This is a genomic window from Burkholderia paludis, from assembly GCF_000732615.1.
GTDB classification, from domain to species: domain Bacteria; phylum Pseudomonadota; class Gammaproteobacteria; order Burkholderiales; family Burkholderiaceae; genus Burkholderia; species Burkholderia paludis.
This window is the reverse complement of record NZ_JPGL01000012.1, coordinates 73,870-95,788: the sequence shown is the minus strand read 5'-3', so window position 1 is coordinate 95,788 and position 21,919 is coordinate 73,870. Positions and strand designations below refer to the sequence as shown.

15 protein-coding genes are annotated in these 21,919 nt (G+C 69.4%); 13 read left to right on the top strand and 2 right to left on the bottom strand.

What is annotated here, in order from left to right:
• Nucleotides 1-4: 4 nt before the first annotated feature.
• Complete coding sequence (locus GQ56_RS0108725; protein ID WP_031398294.1) at nt 5-331, top strand: antibiotic biosynthesis monooxygenase family protein; 327 nt, start codon at nt 5-7, stop codon at nt 329-331.
• A gap of 131 nt (nt 332-462) precedes the next feature.
• Here the strand turns inward: GQ56_RS0108725 and GQ56_RS0108720 are convergent, their stop codons facing one another.
• Complete coding sequence (locus tag GQ56_RS0108720; RefSeq protein ID WP_031398293.1) at nt 463-1,395, bottom strand: LysR family transcriptional regulator; 933 nt, start codon at nt 1,393-1,395, stop codon at nt 463-465.
• A 205-nt stretch (nt 1,396-1,600) separates the two neighbouring features.
• Between GQ56_RS0108720 and GQ56_RS0108715 the strand changes: the two genes are divergently transcribed.
• The 4 genes from GQ56_RS0108715 (at nt 1,601) to pdeR (ending at nt 10,079) form a co-directional block, all read left to right on the top strand.
• Nucleotides 1,601-2,374 carry a putative hydro-lyase gene (locus GQ56_RS0108715; RefSeq protein ID WP_031398292.1) on the top strand — a complete coding sequence of 258 codons (774 nt, stop codon included), beginning with the start codon at nt 1,601-1,603 and terminating at the stop codon, nt 2,372-2,374.
• A 64-nt stretch (nt 2,375-2,438) separates the two neighbouring features.
• The gene (locus GQ56_RS0108710) at nt 2,439-3,737 is read left to right on the top strand and encodes an MFS transporter (protein ID WP_031398291.1); all 1,299 of its coding nucleotides are present in this window, start codon (nt 2,439-2,441) and stop codon (nt 3,735-3,737) included.
• 127 nt (nt 3,738-3,864) lie between these two features.
• On the top strand, nt 3,865-7,515 hold the full coding sequence (locus GQ56_RS0108705) for a hydantoinase B/oxoprolinase family protein (protein WP_031398290.1): 3,651 nt from the start codon (nt 3,865-3,867) through the stop codon (nt 7,513-7,515).
• 560 nt (nt 7,516-8,075) lie between these two features.
• Nucleotides 8,076-10,079, top strand: coding sequence for a cyclic di-GMP phosphodiesterase (pdeR, locus tag GQ56_RS0108700; RefSeq protein ID WP_031398289.1), 2,004 nt, complete (start codon nt 8,076-8,078; stop codon nt 10,077-10,079).
• 48 nt (nt 10,080-10,127) lie between these two features.
• Here pdeR and GQ56_RS0108695 read toward each other — a convergent pair whose 3' ends face one another.
• Nucleotides 10,128-10,991 carry a crotonase/enoyl-CoA hydratase family protein gene (locus GQ56_RS0108695; protein WP_031398288.1) on the bottom strand — a complete coding sequence of 288 codons (864 nt, stop codon included), beginning with the start codon at nt 10,989-10,991 and terminating at the stop codon, nt 10,128-10,130.
• Nucleotides 10,992-11,955: 964 nt separating this feature from the next.
• Between GQ56_RS0108695 and GQ56_RS0108690 the strand changes: the two genes are divergently transcribed.
• From GQ56_RS0108690 to GQ56_RS0108655, 8 genes are all read left to right on the top strand, one after another.
• Entirely contained in the window at nt 11,956-12,678 is a 723-nt protein-coding gene (locus tag GQ56_RS0108690) for a winged helix-turn-helix domain-containing protein (protein ID WP_031398287.1), read from the top strand.
• A 4-nt stretch (nt 12,679-12,682) separates the two neighbouring features.
• Nucleotides 12,683-15,286: an ATP-binding protein gene (locus GQ56_RS0108685; protein ID WP_031398286.1), complete on the top strand. Its 2,604-nt coding sequence runs from the start codon at nt 12,683-12,685 to the stop codon at nt 15,284-15,286.
• Between the two features lie 158 nt (nt 15,287-15,444).
• Nucleotides 15,445-16,713, top strand: a complete 1,269-nt coding sequence (locus tag GQ56_RS0108680) for an ABC transporter substrate-binding protein (RefSeq protein WP_031398285.1) — start codon at nt 15,445-15,447, stop codon at nt 16,711-16,713.
• A 140-nt stretch (nt 16,714-16,853) separates the two neighbouring features.
• Nucleotides 16,854-17,738 (top strand): carbohydrate ABC transporter permease, encoded by an 885-nt coding sequence (locus GQ56_RS0108675; RefSeq protein WP_174923245.1) that lies wholly within the window; start codon nt 16,854-16,856, stop codon nt 17,736-17,738.
• 1 nt (nt 17,739) lies between these two features.
• Nucleotides 17,740-18,570: a carbohydrate ABC transporter permease gene (locus GQ56_RS0108670; protein ID WP_031398283.1), complete on the top strand. Its 831-nt coding sequence runs from the start codon at nt 17,740-17,742 to the stop codon at nt 18,568-18,570.
• Nucleotides 18,571-18,605: 35 nt separating this feature from the next.
• Complete coding sequence (locus tag GQ56_RS0108665; RefSeq protein WP_031398282.1) at nt 18,606-19,742, top strand: ABC transporter ATP-binding protein; 1,137 nt, start codon at nt 18,606-18,608, stop codon at nt 19,740-19,742.
• 98 nt (nt 19,743-19,840) lie between these two features.
• Nucleotides 19,841-20,650 (top strand): ThuA domain-containing protein, encoded by an 810-nt coding sequence (locus GQ56_RS0108660; protein WP_031398281.1) that lies wholly within the window; start codon nt 19,841-19,843, stop codon nt 20,648-20,650.
• Complete coding sequence (locus GQ56_RS0108655) at nt 20,647-21,789, top strand: Gfo/Idh/MocA family protein (RefSeq protein ID WP_031398280.1); 1,143 nt, start codon at nt 20,647-20,649, stop codon at nt 21,787-21,789. The genes GQ56_RS0108660 and GQ56_RS0108655 overlap by 4 nt, the downstream gene beginning before the upstream one ends.
• Nucleotides 21,790-21,919: the final 130 nt, after the last annotated feature.

Below are 21,919 nucleotides of genomic sequence, written 5' to 3'. Positions count from 1 at the left end.
GGGCATGTACGCGTCGACCTTCATTTTCCGGGCCGGGCAATTCGACGACGAATTCCACCGGCTCGACCGGCAGATCGCCGAGATGGCGCGCGCGACGCCGGGCTATCTCGGCGAGGAGACCTGGGAGAACGCCGAGTCGGGGCTGATCCAGAACGTCTACTACTGGGAGTCGGAGGCGGCGCTGCAACAGCTGATGCAGCATCCGGCGCATCGCGAAGCGAAGGCGAAGCAGGCGCGCTGGCTCGACGGCTATCGCGTCGTGATTTCGCAGGTGCTGCGCGAATACGGCGACGGCCGGCTGGCGCAGCCGCACGCGGGCGAATCCGCCTGATTGGCTGCCGTTTCACCGGTTTCGCGTGACGGACGGGCGATCGCGCGCTGCGCATGCGTCGCGCAAACGCAAGCGCGAACGGGGCGATGCGATGCGCGTCGCGCAGCGCTCGCCCGAACCGCGTCACCGCATCACAGCGCCTCGACCAGCAGCCGCTTGCTCTTGCCGCAATACTCGTGACACGCGGCCCGCGCCGCGATCGCCGCGCCGTGCACGTACCTCGGCGCGTCCGCGCGCCGCGACATCGAGACGACGATCGACGGCGGCGACGGTTGCAGCGGCAACTCGACGACTTCGCCGCGCTCGATCAGCGCATCGACGAACAGCACCGGAATCGCGGCGACGCCGAAGCCGTCGCGCACCAGCTGCACGATCACCGAGATCGACGGCGAGCCGGTGATGCGCGTGTCCGACAGCGGCACGCCGTGCGCGTGCGCGAGCGTGCGGACGATGTCCTCGAGCGCGCGATGGGGCGCCGTGCCGCGCCCGTAGGTCAGGATCGGCTGGCGCAGCACCTGCCGCGCCAGACCCGTGCGCGTGTTCGGCAGCAGCCCCGCGCGCGCGATCCAGCGCACCGGATAGCTCGCGAGCGCGTCGCACACGACCGACGCCTCGTCGCTGCCCTCGACGCGGATGATCAGGTCGAGCTCCCCGGCCATCAGCCGGCGCTGCAGCACGACGCTCACGTCGACGGTCAGGTCGATTTCGAGCTGCGGATAGTCGGCCGCGAGCCGCCGCATGCAGTTCGGCAGCCAGCTGTGCACGACGGTCTCGATCACCCCCAGCCGCAGCTTGCCGCGCAGCGCGCTCTCGCCGGACGCGGCGGCCTGCAGCTCCTGCGTCGCCTCGACCACGGCCTTCGCGTAACCGAGCAGGTACTCGCCGTTCGGCGTGAGCCGGAATTCGCGGCTGTCGCGGTCGACGAGCACCGTCTGCAGCTCGTCCTCGAGCGCCTTCACGCGCTGCGAGATCGCGGCCGGCGTCGCATGCAGCGCGGCGGCCGTCGTGCGGAAGTTGCGCAGCTTCGCGAGCGTGACGAAGGTTTCGAGAAAACGCGTGTTCATGGCGGTCGGGCGGACGGTGGCAGCGCAGCTTGCCGGTGAGGAAAAGTGAACGGAGCCGGGGAAAACCCCGAGATCCGTTAAGAAATTCTATACACGAAGCGCAAAAAAACTCGTTGGCGACAAAATTTTTTCTTTTCTATTCTTCGCCGTATCCGATGACACACCGCCGTCATCGCCACGTCATCCCGATCCGCGAACGACTCTCATGACCCCTTCCGAATTCCGCCAGTCCGTGCGCCGCGGCGCGTTCCGCGGCCCGACCGCCGGCCATTGCGGCCCGTTCGCGCAAGCGAATCTGGCGATCCTGCCCGACGCGTACGCGCACGATTTCCTGCGCTTCTGCCAGGCGAACCCGAAAGCGTGCCCGCTGCTCGGCGTCGGCGAGCCGGGCGCGTTCCGGCTCGACGCGCTCGGCGAGGATCTCGACATCCGCACCGATGTGCCGAGCTATAACGTATACCGCGACGGCCGCCTCGCCGAGCGCGTCGAGTCGCTGGAGGCGTTGTGGCGCGACGATTTCGTCGTGTTCGCGATCGGCTGTTCGTTCTCGTTCGAGGACATGCTGGCGCGCGAGGGGATCGGGCTGCGCCACGTCGAGGAGGGGCGCAACGTGCCGATGTACCGCACGTCGATTCCGAACCGCCGCGCCGGCATCTTCGGCGGCCAGCTCGTCGTGTCGATGCGCCCGATGCGCGGCGCCGACGCGATTCGCGCGGTGCAGATCACGAGCCGGTTCCCGGGCGTGCACGGCGCGCCGATCCATCTCGGCGATCCGCGCGAACTGGGCATCGCCGATCTGGGCGCCCCCGAATTCGGCGACGCGGTGACGATCCGCGACGGCGAACTGCCGGTGTTCTGGGCGTGCGGCGTGACGCCGCAAACCGCGCTGATGGAGGCGCAACTGCCGATCGCCATCGCCCACACGCCCGGCCACATGCTGATGACCGACATCACGAACGCATCGCTGGCCGTGTTCTGAGCCGCGACGACGCCCGCCCTCATTCGACGCCATTTCGACGGCACACAACGACAGGAGCACCACCATGGAAAGCAAGACCCTCGCGGCGAGCGCCGCGGAGCCCGCGGGCCCCGAGCGCAACGGCCTGTTCTCGTGGTACGCCGATGCGCAGCCGCGCGAGCGCCGCGCCTTCTGGAGCTGCAAGGTCGGCTACATGCTCGACGGGATGGACACGCAGATGCTGTCGTTCGTGATCCCGACCCTGGTCGCGACCTGGGGCCTCTCGCTGGCGGACGCCGGCCTGATCGGCACGATCACGCTGCTCGCGTCGGCGGCCGGCGGCTGGATCGCCGGCATCCTGTCGGACCGGATCGGCCGCGTGCGCACGCTGCAGCTCACCGTGCTGTGGTTCGCCGCGTTCACCGCGCTGTGCGGGCTCGCGCAGAACTACCCGCAGTTGCTCGCGGCGCGCGCGCTGATGGGCTTCGGCTTCGGCGGCGAATGGACGGCCGGCGCGGTGCTGATCGGCGAAGTCATCCGCGCGCGCGATCGCGGCCGGGCGGTCGGCCTCGTGCAGTCGGGCTGGGCGATCGGCTGGGGGCTGTGCGCGCTGCTGTATGCGCTGCTGTTCTCGGTGCTGCCGCCCGAGCAGGCATGGCGCGCGCTGTTCTTCGTCGGGCTGGCGCCCGCGCTGCTGGTCGTCGCGATCCGCCGCTACGTGAAGGAGCCGGACGTCTACGAGAAGGAGAAGGCCGCGCAGGCGAAAACGGCCGATGCGCCGCGCCTCACCGAGATCTTCTCGCCGCAGCTGATCACGACGACGCTGCGCGCGGCGCTGCTGACGACCGGCGCGCAGGGCGGCTACTACGCGATCACGACGTGGCTGCCGACCTTCCTGAAGACCGAGCGGCACCTGACCGTGATGGGCACCGGCGGTTATCTCGCGATGATCATCCTCGGCTCGTGGGTCGGCTACCTGGCGAGCGCGTACCTGACCGACCGTCTCGGCCGCAAGCCGAACTTCATCCTGTTCGCGGTGGGCTCGATGGTGATCGCGTTCGCGTACACGTCGCTGAACCTGACCAACGCGTCGATGCTCTGGCTCGGCTTCCCGCTCGGCTTCTTCGCATCGGGCATCTTCTCCGGGATGGGCGCGTTCCTGACCGAGCTGTTCCCGACCCGCGTGCGCGGCTCCGGTCAGGGCTTCTGCTACAACGTGGGCCGCGCGATCGGCGCGCTGTTCCCGTTCCTGATCGGCGCGCTGTCCAAGCAATACGGGCTCGGCACGAGCATCGGCCTGTTCGCGGTCGCCGCGTACGGCGTGGTGATCGTCGCCGCGCTGACGCTGCCCGAAACGCGCGGCCGCGAACTCGACGCCGCGTGAGCGGCGGGGCGTCCCGCCTTTCGCCGCCGTTTTCTTCCCCCGTTCCATCGCCACCGTGACACGGCGCGCGCCGCGCGCCGTGCGGCGGCGCTCGTCTCCCGATTCAACGACGCTTCGACCCGACATCATGACCGATCGACACCTTTCCCCCGTTCCCTCCGATACCGCGCGCTGGCAATTCTGGATCGACCGCGGCGGCACGTTCACCGACATCGTCGCGCGCCGGCCCGACGGCACGCTCGTCACGCACAAGCTGCTGTCGGAGAACCCCGAGCAGTACCGCGACGCGGCCGTGGCCGGCATCCGCCACCTGCTCGGCCTGGCCGACGGCGAGCCGATCACGCCCGAGCGCGTCGACATGGTGAAGATGGGCACGACGGTGGCGACCAACGCGCTGCTCGAACGCAAGGGCGAACGCACCGCGCTCGCGACGACGCGCGGTTTTCGCGACGTGCTGCGCATCGCGTACCAGAACCGGCCGCGCCTGTTCGATCTCGACATCGTGCTGCCCGACGCGCTGTACGAGACGGTCGTTGAGATCGACGAGCGCGTCGGCGCGCATGGCGAGGTCGTCGCGCCGCTCGACGAACGGGCCGCCGAAGCCGCGCTGCGCCGCGTGTTCGACGACGGCGTGCGCGCGCTCGCGATCGTCCTGATCCACGGCTATCGCCATACCGCGCACGAACGCGCGCTGGCCGCGCTCGCGCGCCGCATCGGCTTCACGCAGGTCTCGGTGTCGCACGAGGTGTCCCCGCTGATGAAGATGGTGTCGCGCGGCGACACGACCGTCGTCGACGCGTACCTGTCGCCGATCCTGCGCCGCTACGTCGAGCAGGTCGCGCGCGAGATGCCGGGCGTGAACCTGCAGTTCATGCAGAGCAGCGGCGGGCTGACGCGCGCCGACGCATTCCAGGGCAAGGACGCGATCCTGTCCGGGCCGGCCGGCGGCATCGTCGGGATGGTGCGCGCCGCGCAGGCGGCCGGCTTCGAGCGGGTGATCGGCTTCGACATGGGCGGCACGTCGACCGACGTGTCGCACTACAACGGCGAATTCGAGCGCGTGTTCGAGACGCAGGTGGCCGGCGTGCGGATGCGCGCGCCGATGATGAGCATCCACACGGTCGCCGCGGGCGGCGGCTCGGTGCTCGGCTTCGACGGCGCGCGGCTGCGCGTCGGGCCCGAGTCGGCCGGCGCGAACCCGGGGCCGGCCGCGTACCGGCGCGGCGGCCCGCTGACGGTGACCGACTGCAACGTGATGCTCGGCAAGATCCAGCCCGATCATTTCCCGCGCGTGTTCGGCCCGCGGGCGGACCAGCCGCTCGACCGCGACGGCGTGGTCGCGAAGTTCGCCGCGCTCGCCGACGAGATCCACGCGGCGACGGGGCGGCGCGAGACGCCCGAGGCGCTCGCCGAAGGCTTCCTGGAAATCGCGATCGGCAGCATGGCGAACGCGATCAAGAAGATCTCCGTGCAGCGCGGCCACGACGTATCGCGCTACGTGCTGACGACGTTCGGCGGCGCGGGCGGCCAGCACGCGTGCGGCGTGGCCGACGCGCTCGGGATGACGCAGGTGTTCGCGCACCCGCTCGCGGGCGTGCTGTCCGCGTACGGGATGGGCCTGGCCGACCAGACCGCGATGCGCGAGCGTGCGGTCGAGGTCGTGCTGTCCGACGCGTCGCTGCCGGCGCTGCACGCGGCGCTCGACCGGCTGGCCGACGAGGCCGTCGGCGCGCTGCGCGAGCAGGGCGTCGCGCCGGAGCGGATCGCGACCGAGCGGCGCGTGCACCTGCGCTACCAGGGCACCGATTCGGCGCTCGACGTGCCGGCCGGCAGCGTTGCCGCGATGCAGCAGGCGTTCGAGGCCGCGTACCGGCAACGCTACGCGTTCCTGATGCCCGGCACGCCGCTCGTCGCCGAGCTTGCGTCGGTCGAGGCGATCGGCCGCTCCGACGCGCCGGTGGAGATCGCGCCGCTCGCGCCGCGCGGAGCGGGCGAGGGCGACGGCGCCGCGCCGCACGCCGCTTCCGCCGTGCGCTTCCATTCCGGCGGCCAGTGGCACGACGCGGCGCTTTACGTGCGCGACACGCTGCTGGCCGGCGACACGATCGACGGCCCGGCGATCGTCGCGGAGCGCAACGGCACGACCGTGGTCGAGCCCGGCTGGCGCGCGCGGATGACCGCGCAGGGCAATCTCGTGCTGACGCGCGCGACGCCGCTGCCGACGCGCCGCTCGCTCGGCACCGACGCCGATCCGGTGCGGCTCGAGATCTTCAACAACCTGTTCATGTCGATCGCCGAGCAGATGGGGCTGCGGCTGCAGAACACCGCGTACTCGGTGAACATCAAGGAGCGGCTCGACTTCTCGTGCGCGATCTTCGACGGCGACGGCAACCTGATCGCGAATGCGCCGCACATGCCCGTGCACCTCGGGTCGATGGGCGAGAGCATCCGCACGGTGATCGAGCGCAACCGCGGCCGCATGCGCGACGGCGACGTCTTCATGCTGAACGACCCGTACCACGGCGGCACGCACCTGCCGGACGTGACCGTCATCACGCCGGTGTTCGCGGACGGCTCGGACGCACCGCTGTTCTACGTCGGCTCGCGCGGCCATCACGCGGACATCGGCGGCACGACGCCGGGCTCGATGCCGCCCGACTCGACGCATATCGACGAAGAGGGCGTGCTGATCGACAACTGGCAACTCGTGTCGGCCGGCGAGCTGCGCGACGCGCAAACCCGCGCGCTGCTCGCGTCGGGCCGCTACCCGGCGCGCAACGTCGAGCAGAACATGGCCGACCTGCGCGCACAGGTCGCCGCGAACCAGAAGGGCGTGGACGAGTTGCGCCGGATGGTCGCGCAGTTCGGCCGCGACGTCGTGCTCGCGTTCATGGGGCACGTGCAGGACAACGCGGAGGAGGCCGTGCGGCGCGTGATCGGCGCGCTGCAGGACGGCGCGTACCGCTATCCGCTCGACAACGGCGCCGAGATTCGGGTCGCGATCCGCGTCGACCGCGCGGCGCGGCGCGCGGAAATCGATTTCACGGGCACGTCCGCGCAGCTCGACAACAACTTCAACGCGCCGAAGGCCGTGTGCATGGCCGCCGTGCTGTACGTGTTCCGCACGCTGGTCGGCGACGACATCCCGCTGAACGCCGGCTGCCTGAAGCCGCTCACGGTGATCGTGCCGGCACGCTCGATGCTGAACCCCGAGTATCCGGCGGCGGTCGTGTCGGGCAACGTCGAGACGTCGTCGGCGATCACCAACGCGCTGTACGGCGCGCTGGGCTGCGTCGCGTCGAGCCAGGGAACGATGAACAACTTCACTTTCGGCAACGAGCGGGTTCAGTACTACGAGACGATCGCGGGCGGGAGCGGCGCGGGCGACGGCTTCGCCGGCGTCGGCGCGGTGCAGACCCACATGACGAACTCGCGGCTCACCGATCCGGAGATATTGGAATGGCGCTACCCGGTGCGGCTCGACTCGCACCGGATCCGCGCCGGGTCGGGCGGCGCCGGGCGCTGGCGCGGCGGCGACGGCGCGGTGCGGCGGATCCGCTTCCTCGAGCCGATGACCGCGTCGATCCTGTCGAACAACCGGATCCACGCGCCGTTCGGCGCGGCCGGCGGCGCGGCGGGCGCGCTCGGGCGCAACACGATCGAGCGCGCGGACGGCACGGTCGAGGCGCTCGACCATATCGGCCGCGCACAGATGGCGCCGGGTGACGTGTTCGTCGTCGAGACCCCGGGCGGCGGTGGATACGGCGCCGCGGACTGAGCCGCATCGCGGCGCGGGCACCCCGCGCCGCTGCGCGGACGACATTGCCACGGATTGTGAAATGAAGTCTGCGCATTCACGCATCATAAGAATGAAAAAATGACGGAAAATCGGGTCGCAGTCATGCGATCCGACCCTGCTGTCATGCGTCTGTCATCATGCGATCCGGGATTTCCCGGATCCGCCGCAAACGCCCGCCCGCCGGGCACTTTGCCGGTTGCACCGGCCGCATTGCGCAGTGCGTCAAACGCGTTCTCGCGGACTGCCAATCATGAATAATCCGGCTTGCCAACTGAGCCCCGATTCCTTGACACTCTGCTCTAAATGTGAGTGCCAATCCCGATCGTCATTTGATAAGATGGGTCTCATCATTCGTTTGGCAGCACCTGCGCGCGTCATGCGCGAACGCCGGGTCGCATTAGTTGGAAACAAGTACGGGACGAGGCCCATCTTCACGGCAATCACCGCCGGCCGGGAGCGCGCGATGTGCGACCCGGAAGGGCGGCCGGCCGGCTCGCCTCCGTCTACACTGTGCGTTTTTTCTGGATCGGGGCGTCTCCATGGATGACGAAAACGATAGCGCGGTGCTCGAAGCGCACGTCGGTACGCGCAGCCCCTGCTGGCGTCTCGGCAGCGACAGCAACGCCCTCGAGCTGGCGGCCGTTCGCGGCCTGACCAACGTCGCCGTCGCACTGACGGCCGAGCAGGCCGCATGCGTGCGCGCGCTGACCGGCGTCACGTCGCACCTGGTGCTCGACATCGTGCTGTTCGGCGAGTCGGTCAGCCTTCATCTCGTCGGCAGGAAGGTCGACACCACCGACTGGGCCGGCACCGCCTCCGCCTATTCCGACACCGAATCCGTCGCGGGCGATCTCGCGCACGGGCTCGCGTTCGCCGAGCAGGTCGTGTCCGAAGTGAATTCGCTCGTGGTCATTCTCGACCGCAACGGAATGGTGCAGCGCTTCAACCGCCTGTGCGAGGAAGTGACGGGCCGGCGCGAGGTCGACGTGATCGGCCGCAGTGCGTTCGAGCTGTTCATGAGCCCTGAGCAGGGCGCGCAGTCGCGCAGCAACATCACGGGCTTTTTCGCGAGCAACCATTCGTTCGCCGTCGAGCGCTACATCAACACGGTGAACGGGCCGCGCCTGTTCCAGTTCCGCAACAAGTTCGTGCAGAGCGGCAGCGGCGTGGACGAGCAGTTCCTGATCTGCTCGGGCATCGACATCACCGAGGAGCGCAGCGCGCAGCAGCGGCTCATCGAACTCGCGAATACCGACGTGCTCACCGGGCTGCCGAACCGTCATGCGATCAGCGAGCGCATCCACGCGGCGATCGCGGCGGAAACCGCCGCGTCGCGCGGGCAGGTCGGCATCCTGTTCCTCGATCTCGACAACTTCAAGCGCGTCAACGATCACTACGGCCACATCACCGGCGACCGGCTGCTGCAGGACGTGTCGGCGATCATCAACGGCTGCCTGCCGTCCGGCGCGACGCTCGCGCGGCTCGGCGGCGACGAATTCCTCGTGCTGTTCGAGCATGGCACGCGGCCGCTGCTGGAGGCGACCGCGCAGATCATCCTCGAGCGGCTGCGCACGCCGATCCATCTCGGGTTGATGGAGGTGTACACGAGCTGCTCGATCGGCATCGCGATGCATCCGCAGCACGGCGATTCGCTCGAGACGCTGATCCGCAGCGCGGATACCGCGATGTACGTCGCCAAGGAGGCGGGCAAGCATACGTACCGCGTGTTCTCGCTGGAGATGAACCAGAAGGTGGCGAAGTACATGTGGCTCGACACGAATCTGCGCAAGGCGCTGGAGGAGGAGCAGTTCGTGCTGCACTACCAGCCGGTCGTCGATATCGCGACGGGCGACGTGCACGGCGTCGAGGCGCTGATCCGCTGGCAGTCGCCCGATCGCGGGCTGGTCGCGCCGATCGAGTTCATCCGTTTTGCGGAGGAGTCCGGCCTGATCGCGCCGCTCGGGCGCTGGGTGATGCGCACCGCGGCCGCGCAGGCCGCCGCGTGGAAGGCGCAGGGGCTCGACATCCGGATCGCGGTGAACGTGTCGGCGCGGCAGTTGCAGGACATGAACATCGTGCACCAGCTGGCGTCGATTCTCGACGCCGCGGGGCTCAAGCCCGGCCTGCTCGACATCGAGCTGACCGAGAGCTGCTTCATCGAGGACGAGGATGCGGCCAACGGGCTGATGCGGCAGTTCCGCCAGCTCGGCGCGGAGATCCATCTCGACGATTTCGGCACCGGCTATTCGTCGCTGTCGCAGTTGTCGCGCCTGCCGCTCGACGCGATCAAGCTCGACCGCACCTTCATCACGGGCATCGACCGCAACCCGCGTTCGCAGGCGCTGGTGCGCTCGGTCGTGTCGCTCGCGAAGGCGCTGAATTTCGCGGTGATCGCCGAAGGCGTCGAAACGCATGCGGAAGCCGAATTCCTCAAGCAGCTCGACGTCGATCACGCGCAGGGCTACTACTACGCCCGCCCGATGCCGGCGCAGGCGTTCGAGGCGTGGCTCGCGGAGACGAGAAAGCTCAGGCTGATCGCCTGAGCCCCGTTGCCGCGCAGGCGCCGCCGGCAAGCGGCGGCGCCTGTCGCGTTACACCGTGCGCAGCTTCGACACGCGCCGGTTCTGCAGCATCACGAGGCGTTCCATGTACGCGAGATCCTTCGGCTCGATCGTGAACGCCGCATGCACCCACGCTTCCGTGATGTCCATCAGCTCGGAGCGCGTCAGCTGGAACACCCGCTCGCGCGCGCGCAGCATCGCGCGCACGCCGTTCAGCTTCGGCTTCGTCACGTCGATGAAGGTGCGGGTCGCGAGATACGCGTCGCCGGCGTCGAACGTCTGGTCGATCAGCCCGCGATCCTCGTACCACTCGGCCACGTGCGCTTCACCGGTCGCGATCAGCGATTCCGCGAGGCCGCGGTCCGCCTTGCGCGCGACGAGCGAATAGCCGCCCATGCCCGGGAACAGATTGAACGCGATCTCGGGGAACCCGAGCTTCACGCCCTTCTGCGCGAGCACGTAGTGATGCGCGAGCGCGGCCTCGAAGCCGCCGCCCAGCGCGCTGCCCTCGACCATCGCGATCGAGATCGCCCCGGTGCCGAAGCCCGTGTAGATCTCGTACACGCCGTCGATGCACGAACGCGCGTAGGCCATCAGCAGGTCGCGCTTGCCGCTGCGGATCGCGTCGACGAAGAAGCTCAGGTCGCCGCCGACATTGAACAGCTCGGGGACGAGCGAGCCCGTCACCCAGAAGTCGAACCGCAGGCCCGAGTCGCGTGCGACGCGCGCGAGATGGATGATGTCGGTGACGAGCTGCTGGTTGAAGCACGGCCTCGGCTCCGATCGCAGCATCATCCACATGACGTTGCGGCCTTCTTCGTAGAACGCCGTCAGTTGCGTGAGTTCGCCGGCTTCGTAAAACGGGCGGCAAGCGGGATGGGATTGGAGTTGCATGGTATGTCCTCGTGAGATGTGGTTTTTGAAGACCGCCGCGCCCGGCGCCATGCGGAACATCGGGTTGCCCGCCTGGGGCCGGGCGCGAGGCACCGCCATTGTTGCGCGCACAAACTTGGCCGATGTGTTGAATGGGTCACCCGATTGCGTGGTCGGCAAGCGCGCGGCGGCGGGACGATCGGCGGTGGGCGAGCGGATCGATGCACGACTTCCGTGCGCCGCGGAAAGCCGTTTTTCCGCGGATTTCACGCAACCCGCGTGAGCGGCTCGGGGGCCGCGCGGGTATTTCGCATGCGTTCTTTTTTGAGCGGCGTGCAGTGACGTGCAGTGACGACGGCAACGCGGACCGATCGCCGCTACAACGGAAACGGGATGGGCCGAGCTTGCGTGACTGGAGTGAACGGGACGAAGCGGTCCCGCATGACAGGGGCAGGGGCGATCGTGGTCGATGCAAAGCGACGCGACGCCGATTTCGTTCGGCATGCAGATCGACTGACGGACGCGCGGCGGATCGATGCACGCGGCTGGTGCGCGCGACGTGCCGGCGGCACGAACGGGGCCCGGCATCGGGGCGCATGTGCGATCGGCACGCCGGCGCGGCCCGCGCATCCGGCGCGATCGTTCGGCGCGGGCGCGCCCCGGAGCGTGCGCCGGGGCCTGCGTTACGACGGAAATCCGGGCAGGGTATTCACCGATCGCGACGCGCTTCCGCCGGGATTTTTCGACGTTAGAATCCCGCGCGCGTCCTTACTAAGCGACGCGACGGCGAACGCGGTGCGCGGCCGGGCGACGCGGCGATGCGCGCTCACGGGAACTTGCCAGGATCGGCCCGAATCGGCCACCATTCGCTTCCGGCCCGACCGCGCCAACCCGTCGCGGTCCGGCCTCATACCGACAGAAATGCCAGTCCGCCGTGAGCGACCGAACGAAGCGGCCGACGCGACCGGCTTGGAGGAGAACAGCCATGTCAGAAAAACATCGGATCCTGGTGCTGGACGACGATCCGGAGGTGCGCGTCTGGCTGACGGGCGTGCTGGAAGAGGCCGGTTACGAGGTCTCGGCGGTCGACAGCGCCGCCCGGATGCAGCAGCAGCTCGCGGCCGCGCCGCACGCGCTCGTGATCCTCGACCTGAAGCTGCGCGGCGAGGACGGCCTGACGGTCGCGCGCGAGCTGCGGCGCCGTTCCGACGTGTCGATCATCATGATCAGCGGCCTGGGCGACGAGACGGATCGCATCCTCGGGCTCGAAACCGCGGCCGACGATTTCGTCACCAAGCCGTTCTCCGGGCGCGAACTGATCGCGCGGGTGCGCGCCCAGCTGCGGCGCACGATCGAACTGTCGATGCCGCGCCCCGCGTCGAACGGAGGCGGCCCGCGCTACTGCTTCGACGGCTGGACGATGGACCTGGCCGCGCGCACGCTGACGCACCATGGCGGCCCGTGCGCACTGACGCAGGGCGAATTCGAGCTGCTCGCGGCGATGGTGCAGCAGCCGTCGCGCGTCTGGTCGCGCGACCAGTTGCTCGAACATACGCGCGGCTTCGGCATCGACGTGTACGACCGCACCATCGACGTGCTGATCCTGCGCCTGCGCCGCAAGATCGAGCCGAACCCCGAGCAGCCGACCTATATCCGCACGCAGCGCGGCGTCGGCTATGTGTTCGCGGTACCCGTCGTGCGCGTGTGACGCGATGCGTACGACGTTCAGGCTGTTGCCGCCGTTGAGTGTGCGCGCGAAGCTCATCGCCACCTTCCTGCTGCTGTTCGGCATCACGCTCGCGGTCGTGGTGGTCGGCGTGCTCGGCATGCGGGCGAACCAGAACGCGCTCGACGAGTACGAGGCGAACGTGGTGCCGGAGATCGCCCGCGCGCTCGAACTGTCGGACAAGGTCGCGCAGCTTGCGGCGGTCGCGCCGAGCATGATGCTGACCGATTCGCCGGACTTGCTGCACAACGACACCGAGCTGCTGCGCGGCCTGCTCGGCGATATCCGGCGGCTGTCGCCGGGCTTCGGCAGGCAGCCGGGGCCCGCCGCGAAGGCCGGCGAGCAGCTCGCGGTGATCGACGATCTCGACGCGATCGATCAGGATCTCGCGCGGTTGCTGGTCGTGTCGGGCCGGCAGCGGCAGCTCAAGGAGGCGCTGAGCGACCTGCGGGTCGCGAACGACCGCATCGGCGAGCGCATCGCGCGCGACAAGAGCCGGATCGCGCAGCGCGCGCCGACGCTGCTCGAGATCTGGGCCCGCACGGCCGGCGCGCTGCAGGCGGCCAACGCGGCGGAGCTGGGCAGCGCGGAAAGCGACAACGAGGCGCTGTGGCTGCGCGTGCGCGAACGCGGCGAGGACCGCCTCGAGCCGGCGCTGGCCGAGGCGCTGCAGCATCTCGACGGCGGCGCGCTCAGCGTGTTCGCGGTGCGCCGCGAGTTCCTGTCGAGCGAGGCGCAGACGGGCTATCTCGTCACGCTCCTGCGCGGCCATTCGGATCACCTGAGCGGCAAGTCGGCGCGCTACGTCGAGCGGCTGCGCCAGATCGCCAGTGAGCGCAGCGACAAGGTGCGCAAGGTCGCGGTCTCCAGCCAGTCGGGCCTGCTGCTGCTGGTCGTCGCGGGCGTCGCGGTGGCGCTGCTCGGCGTCGCGTACGCGAGCCGCATCCTGCACAAGCTGCAGGCGATGACGCGCGTGATGGGGCGGCTCGCGAAAGGCATCACGTCGGACCGGATGCCGTCGACCCACCGGCCGGACGAAATCGGCGAGCTGGCGCGCGCGTTCGAGGTGTTCCGCACCAACCTGATCGAGAAGGAGCAGCTGACGCAGGGCCTCGAGTCGCAGCGCCGCCTGCAGGAATCGGTGCTCAACTCGATGAACGACGGGGTGTCCGTCCACGACACGCACGGCAGCCTGATCGCGTGGAATCCGACCTTCGCGACGCTGCTCGGCATCGACGCCGGCCTGCTGCACGCGGGCCTGCCGCTCGCCGCGCTGCGGCAGGCGATGCACCGCCCCGCGCGCTGGCGCGAGGTGTCGCGCGAAACCGCGACCCGCACGTCGGACGGCGCGCGCATCGCCGTGTCGGCCGAGCTGCACCTGCACGACCGGCGGACCCTCGAATTCCACTGCCAGCCGCTTCCGGACGGCGGCTGGGTGGCGGTGTGCCGCGACCTGACGAGCCGGCGCGCGGTCGAGGCGGAGTTGCGCCAGGCGCAGAAGATGGACGTGCTCGGCCAACTGACGGGCGGCGTCGCGCACGATTTCAACAACTTCCTCGTCGCGATACTCGGCAACCTGGAGCTGCTGCTGCCGCGGCTCGACGGGCAGCAGGACGCGCAGACGATGGCCGAGCGCGCGCGCCGTGCGGCCGAGCGCGCGTCGCGGCTGACGCGGCGGCTGCTCGCGTTCGCGCGGCGCCAGCCGCTGCAGGCCGAACGCGTGTCGGTCAGGGCGATGCTCGCGGAGATGCTCGATCTGGTCGAGTACTCGGCGGGCCAGCGGGTCGCCGTCGTGCTGGAGCCGGCCGTCGACGCGATGTGGGTGAACGTCGACCGCGGCCAGCTCGAGAACGCGGTCCTCAACCTCGCGCTCAACAGCGCCGCCGCGATGCCGGAAGGCGGAACGCTGGCGCTGGCCGCGCGCCGCGCACCGGCGGCCGGCGGCGGCCCCGGGCCGGACGCGATCGTGCTGAGCGTCACCGATACGGGGTGCGGGATCGCGCCGGTGCTGCTCGACAAGGTGATCGAGCCGTTCTTCACGACCAAGGCGGCCGGCGAGGGGAGCGGGCTCGGGCTCAGCAGCGTCTACGGCTTCGTGCGCCAGAGCGGCGGCGACCTGCGCATTCACAGCGAGGTCGGCCGGGGCACGCGCGTCGAGCTGTGGCTGCCCGAGAGCGCGCCGCCGGAGCGGCGCGGCGCGCCGGTCGAGGCGGCGGCCGCGCAGGTTGCCGCGCCGGCCGGGGCCCGCGTGCTCGTGGTGGACGACGATCCCGAGGTGCGCGACACCGCGCTCAGCCAGTTCGCGGCGCTGGGCGCGCGGGCCGACGCGGTGGCGACCGGCGACGCGGCCTTGCGCTGGCTGGCCGAGCACGGCCCCGTCGCGCTCGTGCTGTCGGACATCTCGCTCGGCGCGGGCGGCAGCGGCATCGCGTTCGCGGCGCGGCTCGCCGAGCGCTGGCCGGCGCAGCGCGTCGCGCTCACGTCGGGCCTGCCGCCCGAGGTGCACCAGGCCCATCCGGACTGGCGCGCGGACCTGCCGTTCGTGCCGAAGCCGTTCGATCTGGCGGCGCTCGCCGCCCTGCTGGGCTGACCCGCGCCGGCGATTGTTTCGATTGTTAATGGCGCGGCGCGTTTCCGAAATCTTCGATTAACCGGACTGGGGTCTCATGACACCCACGGCACCCGGTGGCGCGCCCTCGACGGCGCGCCGCACGATGCGAACGATTCGAAAAAAACTGGAGACATCGAATGACGAAGCTCAAGGCAGGTTTGCTGACGATGGCGCTCGCGATGACGGCCGCCACGGCCGGCGCGGCGACGCTGCGGATCGCGTGCGGCGCGGCCGGCGTCGACCAGGACATTTGCCAGGTCTCGGCGAAGCGTTGGGCCGAAAAGACCGGCAACGAGGTCGAGTTCATCAGCATGCCGAACAACTCGAGCGAAACGCTGGCGCTCTATCAGCAGTTGCTCGGCGGCGGCTCGGACAAGATCGACGTGATGCAGATCGATACCGTCTGGCCGGGCATTCTCGCGAACCACCTGATCGACCTGAAGCCGTACAGCAAGGGGCTGGAGAGCCAGTCGTTCCCGAGTATCGTCGCGAACGATACGGTGAACGGCAAGCTGGTCGCGATGCCGTGGTTCATCGATACGGGGCTGCTCTACTACCGCAAGGACCTGCTCGACAAGTACCGCGCGAAGGTGCCCGCCACGTGGGAGGAACTCGACGCCACCGCGCGCAGGATCCAGTCGGGCGAGCGCGCCGCCGGCAACGAGAAGGTCTGGGGCTACGTGTGGCAGGGGCGCGCGTACGAAGGGCTCACCTGCGATGCGCTCGAGTGGGTCAGCAGCTACAACGGCGGCACGGTGGTCGACGACAAGGGCCGCGTGACGATCGACAACCCGGGCGCGATCAAGGCGCTCGAACAGTCGGCGAAATGGGTCGGCACGATCAGCCCGAAGGCCGTGCTGAACTACGGCGAGGAGGAGGCCCGCGGCGTGTTCCAGGCCGGCAATGCCGTGTTCATGCGCAACTGGCCGTACGCGTGGGCGATCGCGAATCGCACGGGCAGCCCGATCAAGGGCAAGGTCGGCATCGCGCCGCTGCCGAAGGGCGGCGCGGACGGCCGTCCGGCCACCGCGCTGGGCGGATGGCAGCTCGCGGTGTCGCGCTACTCGCCGAACCCGAAACTGGCCGCCGATCTCGTGATGTACCTGGCGAGCGCGGAAGTGCAGAAGATGCGCGCGATCCAGGGCTCGTACAACCCGACGATGCCGGCGCTCTACCGCGACAAGGACATCCTGCAGGCCAGCCCGTTCATGGCCGACCTGCTGCCTACGTTCAACACGGCGGTCGCGCGGCCGTCGACCGTGACCGGCGCCAAGTACAACCAGGTCAGCAACCAGTTCTGGAACGCCGCCCACGACGTGCTCGCCGGCAGCGACACCGCGTCGGGTGCGCTGGCGCGGCTCGCCGCCACGCTGAACCGGCTCGCGCCGGGCGGCGTCTGGCACTGAGCGCCGCGGCGCGCGATTGACCGATCGAGCCGGCCCGCCCACGGCGCCGGCCTGACAGGAGACACCGGATGAGAACCGGAAGCATCGAATTGGGTAGTAGTCCTACCTTTGAGGGGAAGCCTGCGCGGGCCCGGGCCGGGATGGCCCGCGCGCGGCGGCGCCAGGCATGGCTGCTGGTGGCGCCCGCGCTGCTCGTGCTGGCCGCGATCGCCGGCTGGCCGCTGCTGCGCACCGCGTGGTTCAGCCTGACCGACGCGCAGCTGTCCGACCTGTCGCAGCACCGCTTCGTCGGCCTCGACAACTATCTCGGCGCGGCGGGCGTGCTGCGCGACGCGGCCTGGTGGCAGGCGGTCGGCAATACCGTGCTGTTCGCCGTCGTGTCGGTGGTGCTCGAGACGGCCTCGGGCCTTGGCGTCGCGCTGCTGCTCGACGTGCCGTCGCGGCTGCGGACGCTGCTGCGCGCGGCCGTGCTCGTGCCGTGGGCGATCCCGACCGTGGTGTCGGCAAAGATCTGGAGCTGGATGCTCAACGACCAGTTCGGGATCGTCAACGCGATGCTGATGTCGATCGGCGCGATCCGCGAGCCGCTCGCGTTCACCGCCGACGCGCACCTCGTATTTCCGACCATCGTGCTCGTCGACGTGTGGAAGACCACGCCGTTCATGGCGCTGCTGATGCTCGCCGCGCTGCAGACGGTGCCGCGCGATTGCTACGAGGCCGCACGGGTCGACGGCGTGCCGCGCTGGCGCGTGTTCCGTTCGGTGACGCTGCCGCTGATCCTGCCCGGCGTGCTGGTCGCGATGATCTTCCGGTCGCTCGACGCGTTGCGCGTGTTCGACCTGATCTACGTGATGACGTCGAACAGCCGGATCACGAAAAGCATGTCGGTCTATGTGCGCGAGCAACTGATCGATTTCCAGCAGGTCGGGTACGGATCGGCGTCGGCGATGCTGCTGTTCGCGACGATCGTGCTGTTCACCATCGGCTACATGGCGGTGAGCCGCCGCCGGCTGCAGGAGGCGTGACATGAAGAAGCATCCGCTCGACGTCGCGGTGTACTGGCTGCTGTCGGCACTCGTGCTGGTCATCTCGCTGTTCCCGTTCGTCTACATGATCGGCACGTCGGTCAAGCACGGCGACGCGCTGTTCGATACGTCGCTGTTCCCGGCGAGCCCGTCATTCGACAACTATCGCCAGCTGTTCCGCGACCAGCCGTTCGGCGCGTACCTGCTGAACTCGGCGCTCGTCGCGGGCGGCGCGGTCGCGCTGTCGCTCGCCGTGTCGGTGCTCGCCGCGTATGCGCTCGGCCGCGTGTCGTTCCGCGGGCGCGGGGTGCTGATGATGTGCATTCTCGGCGTGTCGATGTTTCCGCAGGTCGCGATCCTGTCGGGCCTGTTCGAACTGGTCCGCGCGCTCGGCCTGTACGACCACCTCGGCGCGCTCGTGCTGTCCGACCTGATCTTCACGCTGCCGTTCACGATCTGGATTCTCGTCACGTTCATGCGCGAACTGCCGCGCGAGCTGGAGGAGGCGGCGCTCGTCGACGGCGTCGGCGTGTTCACGCTGATCTTCCGGATCTTCCTGCCGCTGCTGCGGCCGGCGCTGGCCGCGACGTCGCTGCTCGCGTTCGTGTCGGCCTGGAACGAGTTCCTGTTCGCACTGACCTTCATGATCTCGTCGAGCCAGCGCACGGTGCCGGTCGCGATCACGATGATCTCGGGCGCGAGCAGCTACGAGCTGCCGTGGGGAACCATCATGGCCGCGTCGGTCATCGTCACCGTGCCGCTCGTGCTGCTGGTGCTGGTGTTCCAGCGGCAAATCGTCTCCGGCCTCACCGCCGGCGCGGTCAAGGGTTGACGCGCATCGGCCCGCACAGGATCAAGAGGGAAAACATGAGTCAGATCAAGTTGAGCGGTCTCCACAAGCGGTTCGGCGCGACGCCCATTCTCAGCGACGTGAATCTCACGGTCGAGCCGGGCGAGTTCTGCGTATTCATCGGCCCGTCGGGCTGCGGCAAGTCGACGTTGCTGCGGATCGTCGCCGGCCTCGAGGAGCCGTGCGAGGGCGACGTGTGGATCGACGGCCGCTGCGTCAACGCGCTGGCGCCCGCGCAGCGCGACATCGCGATGGTGTTCCAGAGCTATGCGCTCTATCCGCACATGTCCGTCTACGAAAACATGGCGTTCGGCCTGCGGCATCTGCGCCTGCCGAAGGACGAGATCGACCGGCGGGTGCGGTTCGCGTCCGAGTCGCTGCGGCTCGGCGAGCTGCTCGAACGCAAGCCCGGCGCGCTGTCCGGCGGCCAGCGGCAGCGCGTCGCGATCGGCCGCGCGATCGTCCGCAAGCCGAAGGTGTTCCTGTTCGACGAGCCGCTGTCGAACCTCGACGCGGCGCTGCGCGTGAAGACGCGCGTCGAGATCGCGAAGCTGCACCGCAGCCTCGACAGCACCAGCATGATCTACGTGACGCACGACCAGGTCGAGGCGATGACGCTTGCCGACAAGATCGTGCTGCTGCGGCCGCTCGAAGGGCGCAGCGGGCTGGCGAGCATCGCGCAGATCGGCACGCCGCTCGACCTGTATCACCGCCCGGCGAGCCAGTTCGTCGCCGGCTTCATCGGTTCGCCGGCGATGAACTTCCTGCCGGCCGTCGTCGCCGCGCCCGGCGCCGACACGGTTCGCACGCTCGCGGGCGACTGCCCGCTCAGCGCCGACGTGTCCGGGGACGGCCTCGAGACGGGCGCGGGCGTGACGCTCGGCATCCGCCCCGAGCACGTGCGGGTCGGCGCCGGCGCGGTGACGGGCCAGGTCGCGCACGCCGAGCAGATGGGCGAACACACGTATCTGTATCTCGACACGCCGCTGTGCGCGCAGCCGATCGTCGCGAAGACGGAGGCCGGCGGCGTGGGGATCGGCGAGCGTCTGCGGTTCGATCTGCCGGCAGGCGCACTGCATCTGTTTCATCCGGACGGGCGCGCGGCGGTACGCAGGCCGCGCGAACCCGCCGCGCCGGCGCTCGTCGCCGTCTGAACGGCGCGCGTCGCCCGGCCGGTCCGGTTTCTGGTTTCAGGCGGCCACGGCGCATGGCCGCTGTCGAATGGGCGCCAAATCATCGATAAAGGATAGTCATGCAAAATAAAAAACTTTCAGTGATCGTGTGGAACGAGTTCGAGCACGAACGGGAAAACGCCGGCGTGCGCGCGATCTACCCCGACGGCCTGCACCAGGTGATCGCCGCCGCGCTCGCCGAGACGCCGCCGCTCGCCCATGGCGCGTTGCCGCTCGAGATCGGCACCGCGACGCTCGACCAGCCCGAGCACGGCCTCGACGAAGCGCGGCTCGCCGCGTGCGACGTGCTGATCTGGTGGGGGCACAAGGCGCACGCGAAAGTCTCCGACGAGATCGTCGAGCGCGTGCAGCGCCGCGTGCTGGAGGGGATGGGCCTGATCGTGCTGCACTCCGGGCACTTCTCGAAGATCTTCCGCCGCCTGCTCGGCACGAACTGCTCGCTGAAGTGGCGCGAAGCGGCCGAGAGGGAGCGGCTGTGGGTCGTCGAGCCGTCGCATCCGATCGCGGCCGGGCTCGGCGAGTATTTCGAGCTGCCGAACGAGGAGATGTACGGCGAGCGCTTCGACATCCCGCAACCCGACAGCACCGTGTTCATCTCGTGGTTCGAGGGCGGCGAGGTGTTCCGCTCGGGCTGCTGCTGGGAGCGCGGCCACGGCCGGATTTTCTATTTCCGTCCCGGCCACGAAGCGTACCCGACCTATCACGACCGCAACGTGCAGCGCGTGATCGCGAACGCGGTGCAATGGGCCGCGCCGCGCGTGAACCTCGTCGACCGGTGCCCGGAATCGGCGCCGCTGGAAGTGCTCAGCGAGAAGGACGGCCAGTTCGCGCACGTGGGCATCCGGCAAACCCGGGGAGACCTCGCATGAACGACGACTACAAGGTCGAGCTGCCGGAAGCGGCGGCCATCGCACGCGGCCGGCGCCTGCGCGTCGGCGTGATCGGGCTCGGGATTGGCCGCAAGCATGTCGAAGGCTGGCGCGAGCATCCGGACGTCGACGTGGTCGCGCTCGCCGACCCCGACGCGAAGCGTCTCGCGAAGGTCGGCGATGCGTTCGGCATCGATGCGCGCTACGCGTCGGCCGCCGACATGTTCGCGGCGCAGAAGCTCGACGTCGTCAGCGTGTGCACGCCGAACAAGTTCCATCGCGAGCTGACGCTCGCCGCGTTCGAGGCCGGCTGCCACGTGCTGTGCGAGAAGCCGATGGCGATGAACGCCGGCGAGGGGCGCGAGATGCTGGCCGCCGCGCGGCGCGCCGACCGGCGGCTGATGATCAATTTCTCGTACCGCTTCAGCGCGCAGTCGCGCGCACTGAAGGCGCAGGTCGAGAGCGGGCTGTTCGGCGATTTCTATTTCGGCCGCACGGTCTGGCATCGCCGGCGCGGGATGCCCGGCTTCGGCGGCTGGTTCGGCACGAAGGCGCTGGCGGGCGGCGGGCCGCTGATCGATCTCGGCGTGCACCGCCTCGATCTCGCGCTGTGGCTGATGGGCTATCCGAAGCCCGTGTGGGTGATGGGCAGCACCTACGATCCGATCGCCCGCGAGCTGGCCGCGCGTGCGGGCAAGACGTTCGACGTCGAGGATCTCGCGGCCGCGCTGATCCGCTTCGACAACGGCGCGACGCTCGCGCTCGAGGCGTCGTGGGCGACCAACATCCAGGAAGCCGAACTGATGGAAACCCGCCTCCTCGGCACGCGCGCGGGGCTGCTGCAGAAGAACCTGAACGAGGGCTACACGTTCGACGCGCACGTGTTCATCGAGCAGAACGGCGCGCAGTTCGACATGCGCCTGAATCCGCCCGCGGAAGGCGCGCACTCGGCGATGTACGACTACGCGGAAGCGATTCTGTGCGACGTCGCGCATCCGGCGCCAGGCGAGGAGGGGCTGATCGTGATGGAGATCCTCGACGCGATCTATGCGAGCGCGGCAGCGGGCGAGCCGATCCGCATCGATGCGCCGGCGGCGGCCGCCGCGCCGCCGGTGCTCGATCTCGACGTCGCGGGCTGACGCCGCACGGGGCTGGCGCGCGACTCGTCCACCGCGCCGGCCCGTCGGTTTCGTGACGGACGACGCAGCACACCTACCGATTCGAAGACGCCGCGCATCGCACGCGGCGCACCGACAACGTTTGGAGACA

Excerpts from the sequence above, each read along its gene's own strand:
- GQ56_RS0108660 (WP_031398281.1), top strand. The coding sequence starts at position 19,841 with ATGCAAAATAAAAAACTTTCAGTGATCGTGTGGAACGAGTTCGAGCAC.
- GQ56_RS0108705 (WP_031398290.1), top strand. The coding sequence starts at position 3,865 with ATGACCGATCGACACCTTTCCCCCGTTCCCTCCGATACCGCGCGCTGG.
- GQ56_RS0108665 (WP_031398282.1), top strand. The coding sequence starts at position 18,606 with ATGAGTCAGATCAAGTTGAGCGGTCTCCACAAGCGGTTCGGCGCGACG.
- pdeR (WP_031398289.1), top strand. The coding sequence starts at position 8,076 with ATGGATGACGAAAACGATAGCGCGGTGCTCGAAGCGCACGTCGGTACG.
- GQ56_RS0108685 (WP_031398286.1), top strand. The coding sequence starts at position 12,683 with ATGCGTACGACGTTCAGGCTGTTGCCGCCGTTGAGTGTGCGCGCGAAG.
- GQ56_RS0108720 (WP_031398293.1), bottom strand. The coding sequence starts at position 1,395 with ATGAACACGCGTTTTCTCGAAACCTTCGTCACGCTCGCGAAGCTGCGC.
- GQ56_RS0108670 (WP_031398283.1), top strand. The coding sequence starts at position 17,740 with ATGAAGAAGCATCCGCTCGACGTCGCGGTGTACTGGCTGCTGTCGGCA.
- GQ56_RS0108715 (WP_031398292.1), top strand. The coding sequence starts at position 1,601 with ATGACCCCTTCCGAATTCCGCCAGTCCGTGCGCCGCGGCGCGTTCCGC.
- GQ56_RS0108710 (WP_031398291.1), top strand. The coding sequence starts at position 2,439 with ATGGAAAGCAAGACCCTCGCGGCGAGCGCCGCGGAGCCCGCGGGCCCC.
- GQ56_RS0108695 (WP_031398288.1), bottom strand. The coding sequence starts at position 10,991 with ATGCAACTCCAATCCCATCCCGCTTGCCGCCCGTTTTACGAAGCCGGC.
- GQ56_RS0108680 (WP_031398285.1), top strand. The coding sequence starts at position 15,445 with ATGACGAAGCTCAAGGCAGGTTTGCTGACGATGGCGCTCGCGATGACG.
- GQ56_RS0108725 (WP_031398294.1), top strand. The coding sequence starts at position 5 with ATGTACGCGTCGACCTTCATTTTCCGGGCCGGGCAATTCGACGACGAA.
- GQ56_RS0108675 (WP_174923245.1), top strand. The coding sequence starts at position 16,854 with ATGGCCCGCGCGCGGCGGCGCCAGGCATGGCTGCTGGTGGCGCCCGCG.
- GQ56_RS0108690 (WP_031398287.1), top strand. The coding sequence starts at position 11,956 with ATGTCAGAAAAACATCGGATCCTGGTGCTGGACGACGATCCGGAGGTG.
- GQ56_RS0108655 (WP_031398280.1), top strand. The coding sequence starts at position 20,647 with ATGAACGACGACTACAAGGTCGAGCTGCCGGAAGCGGCGGCCATCGCA.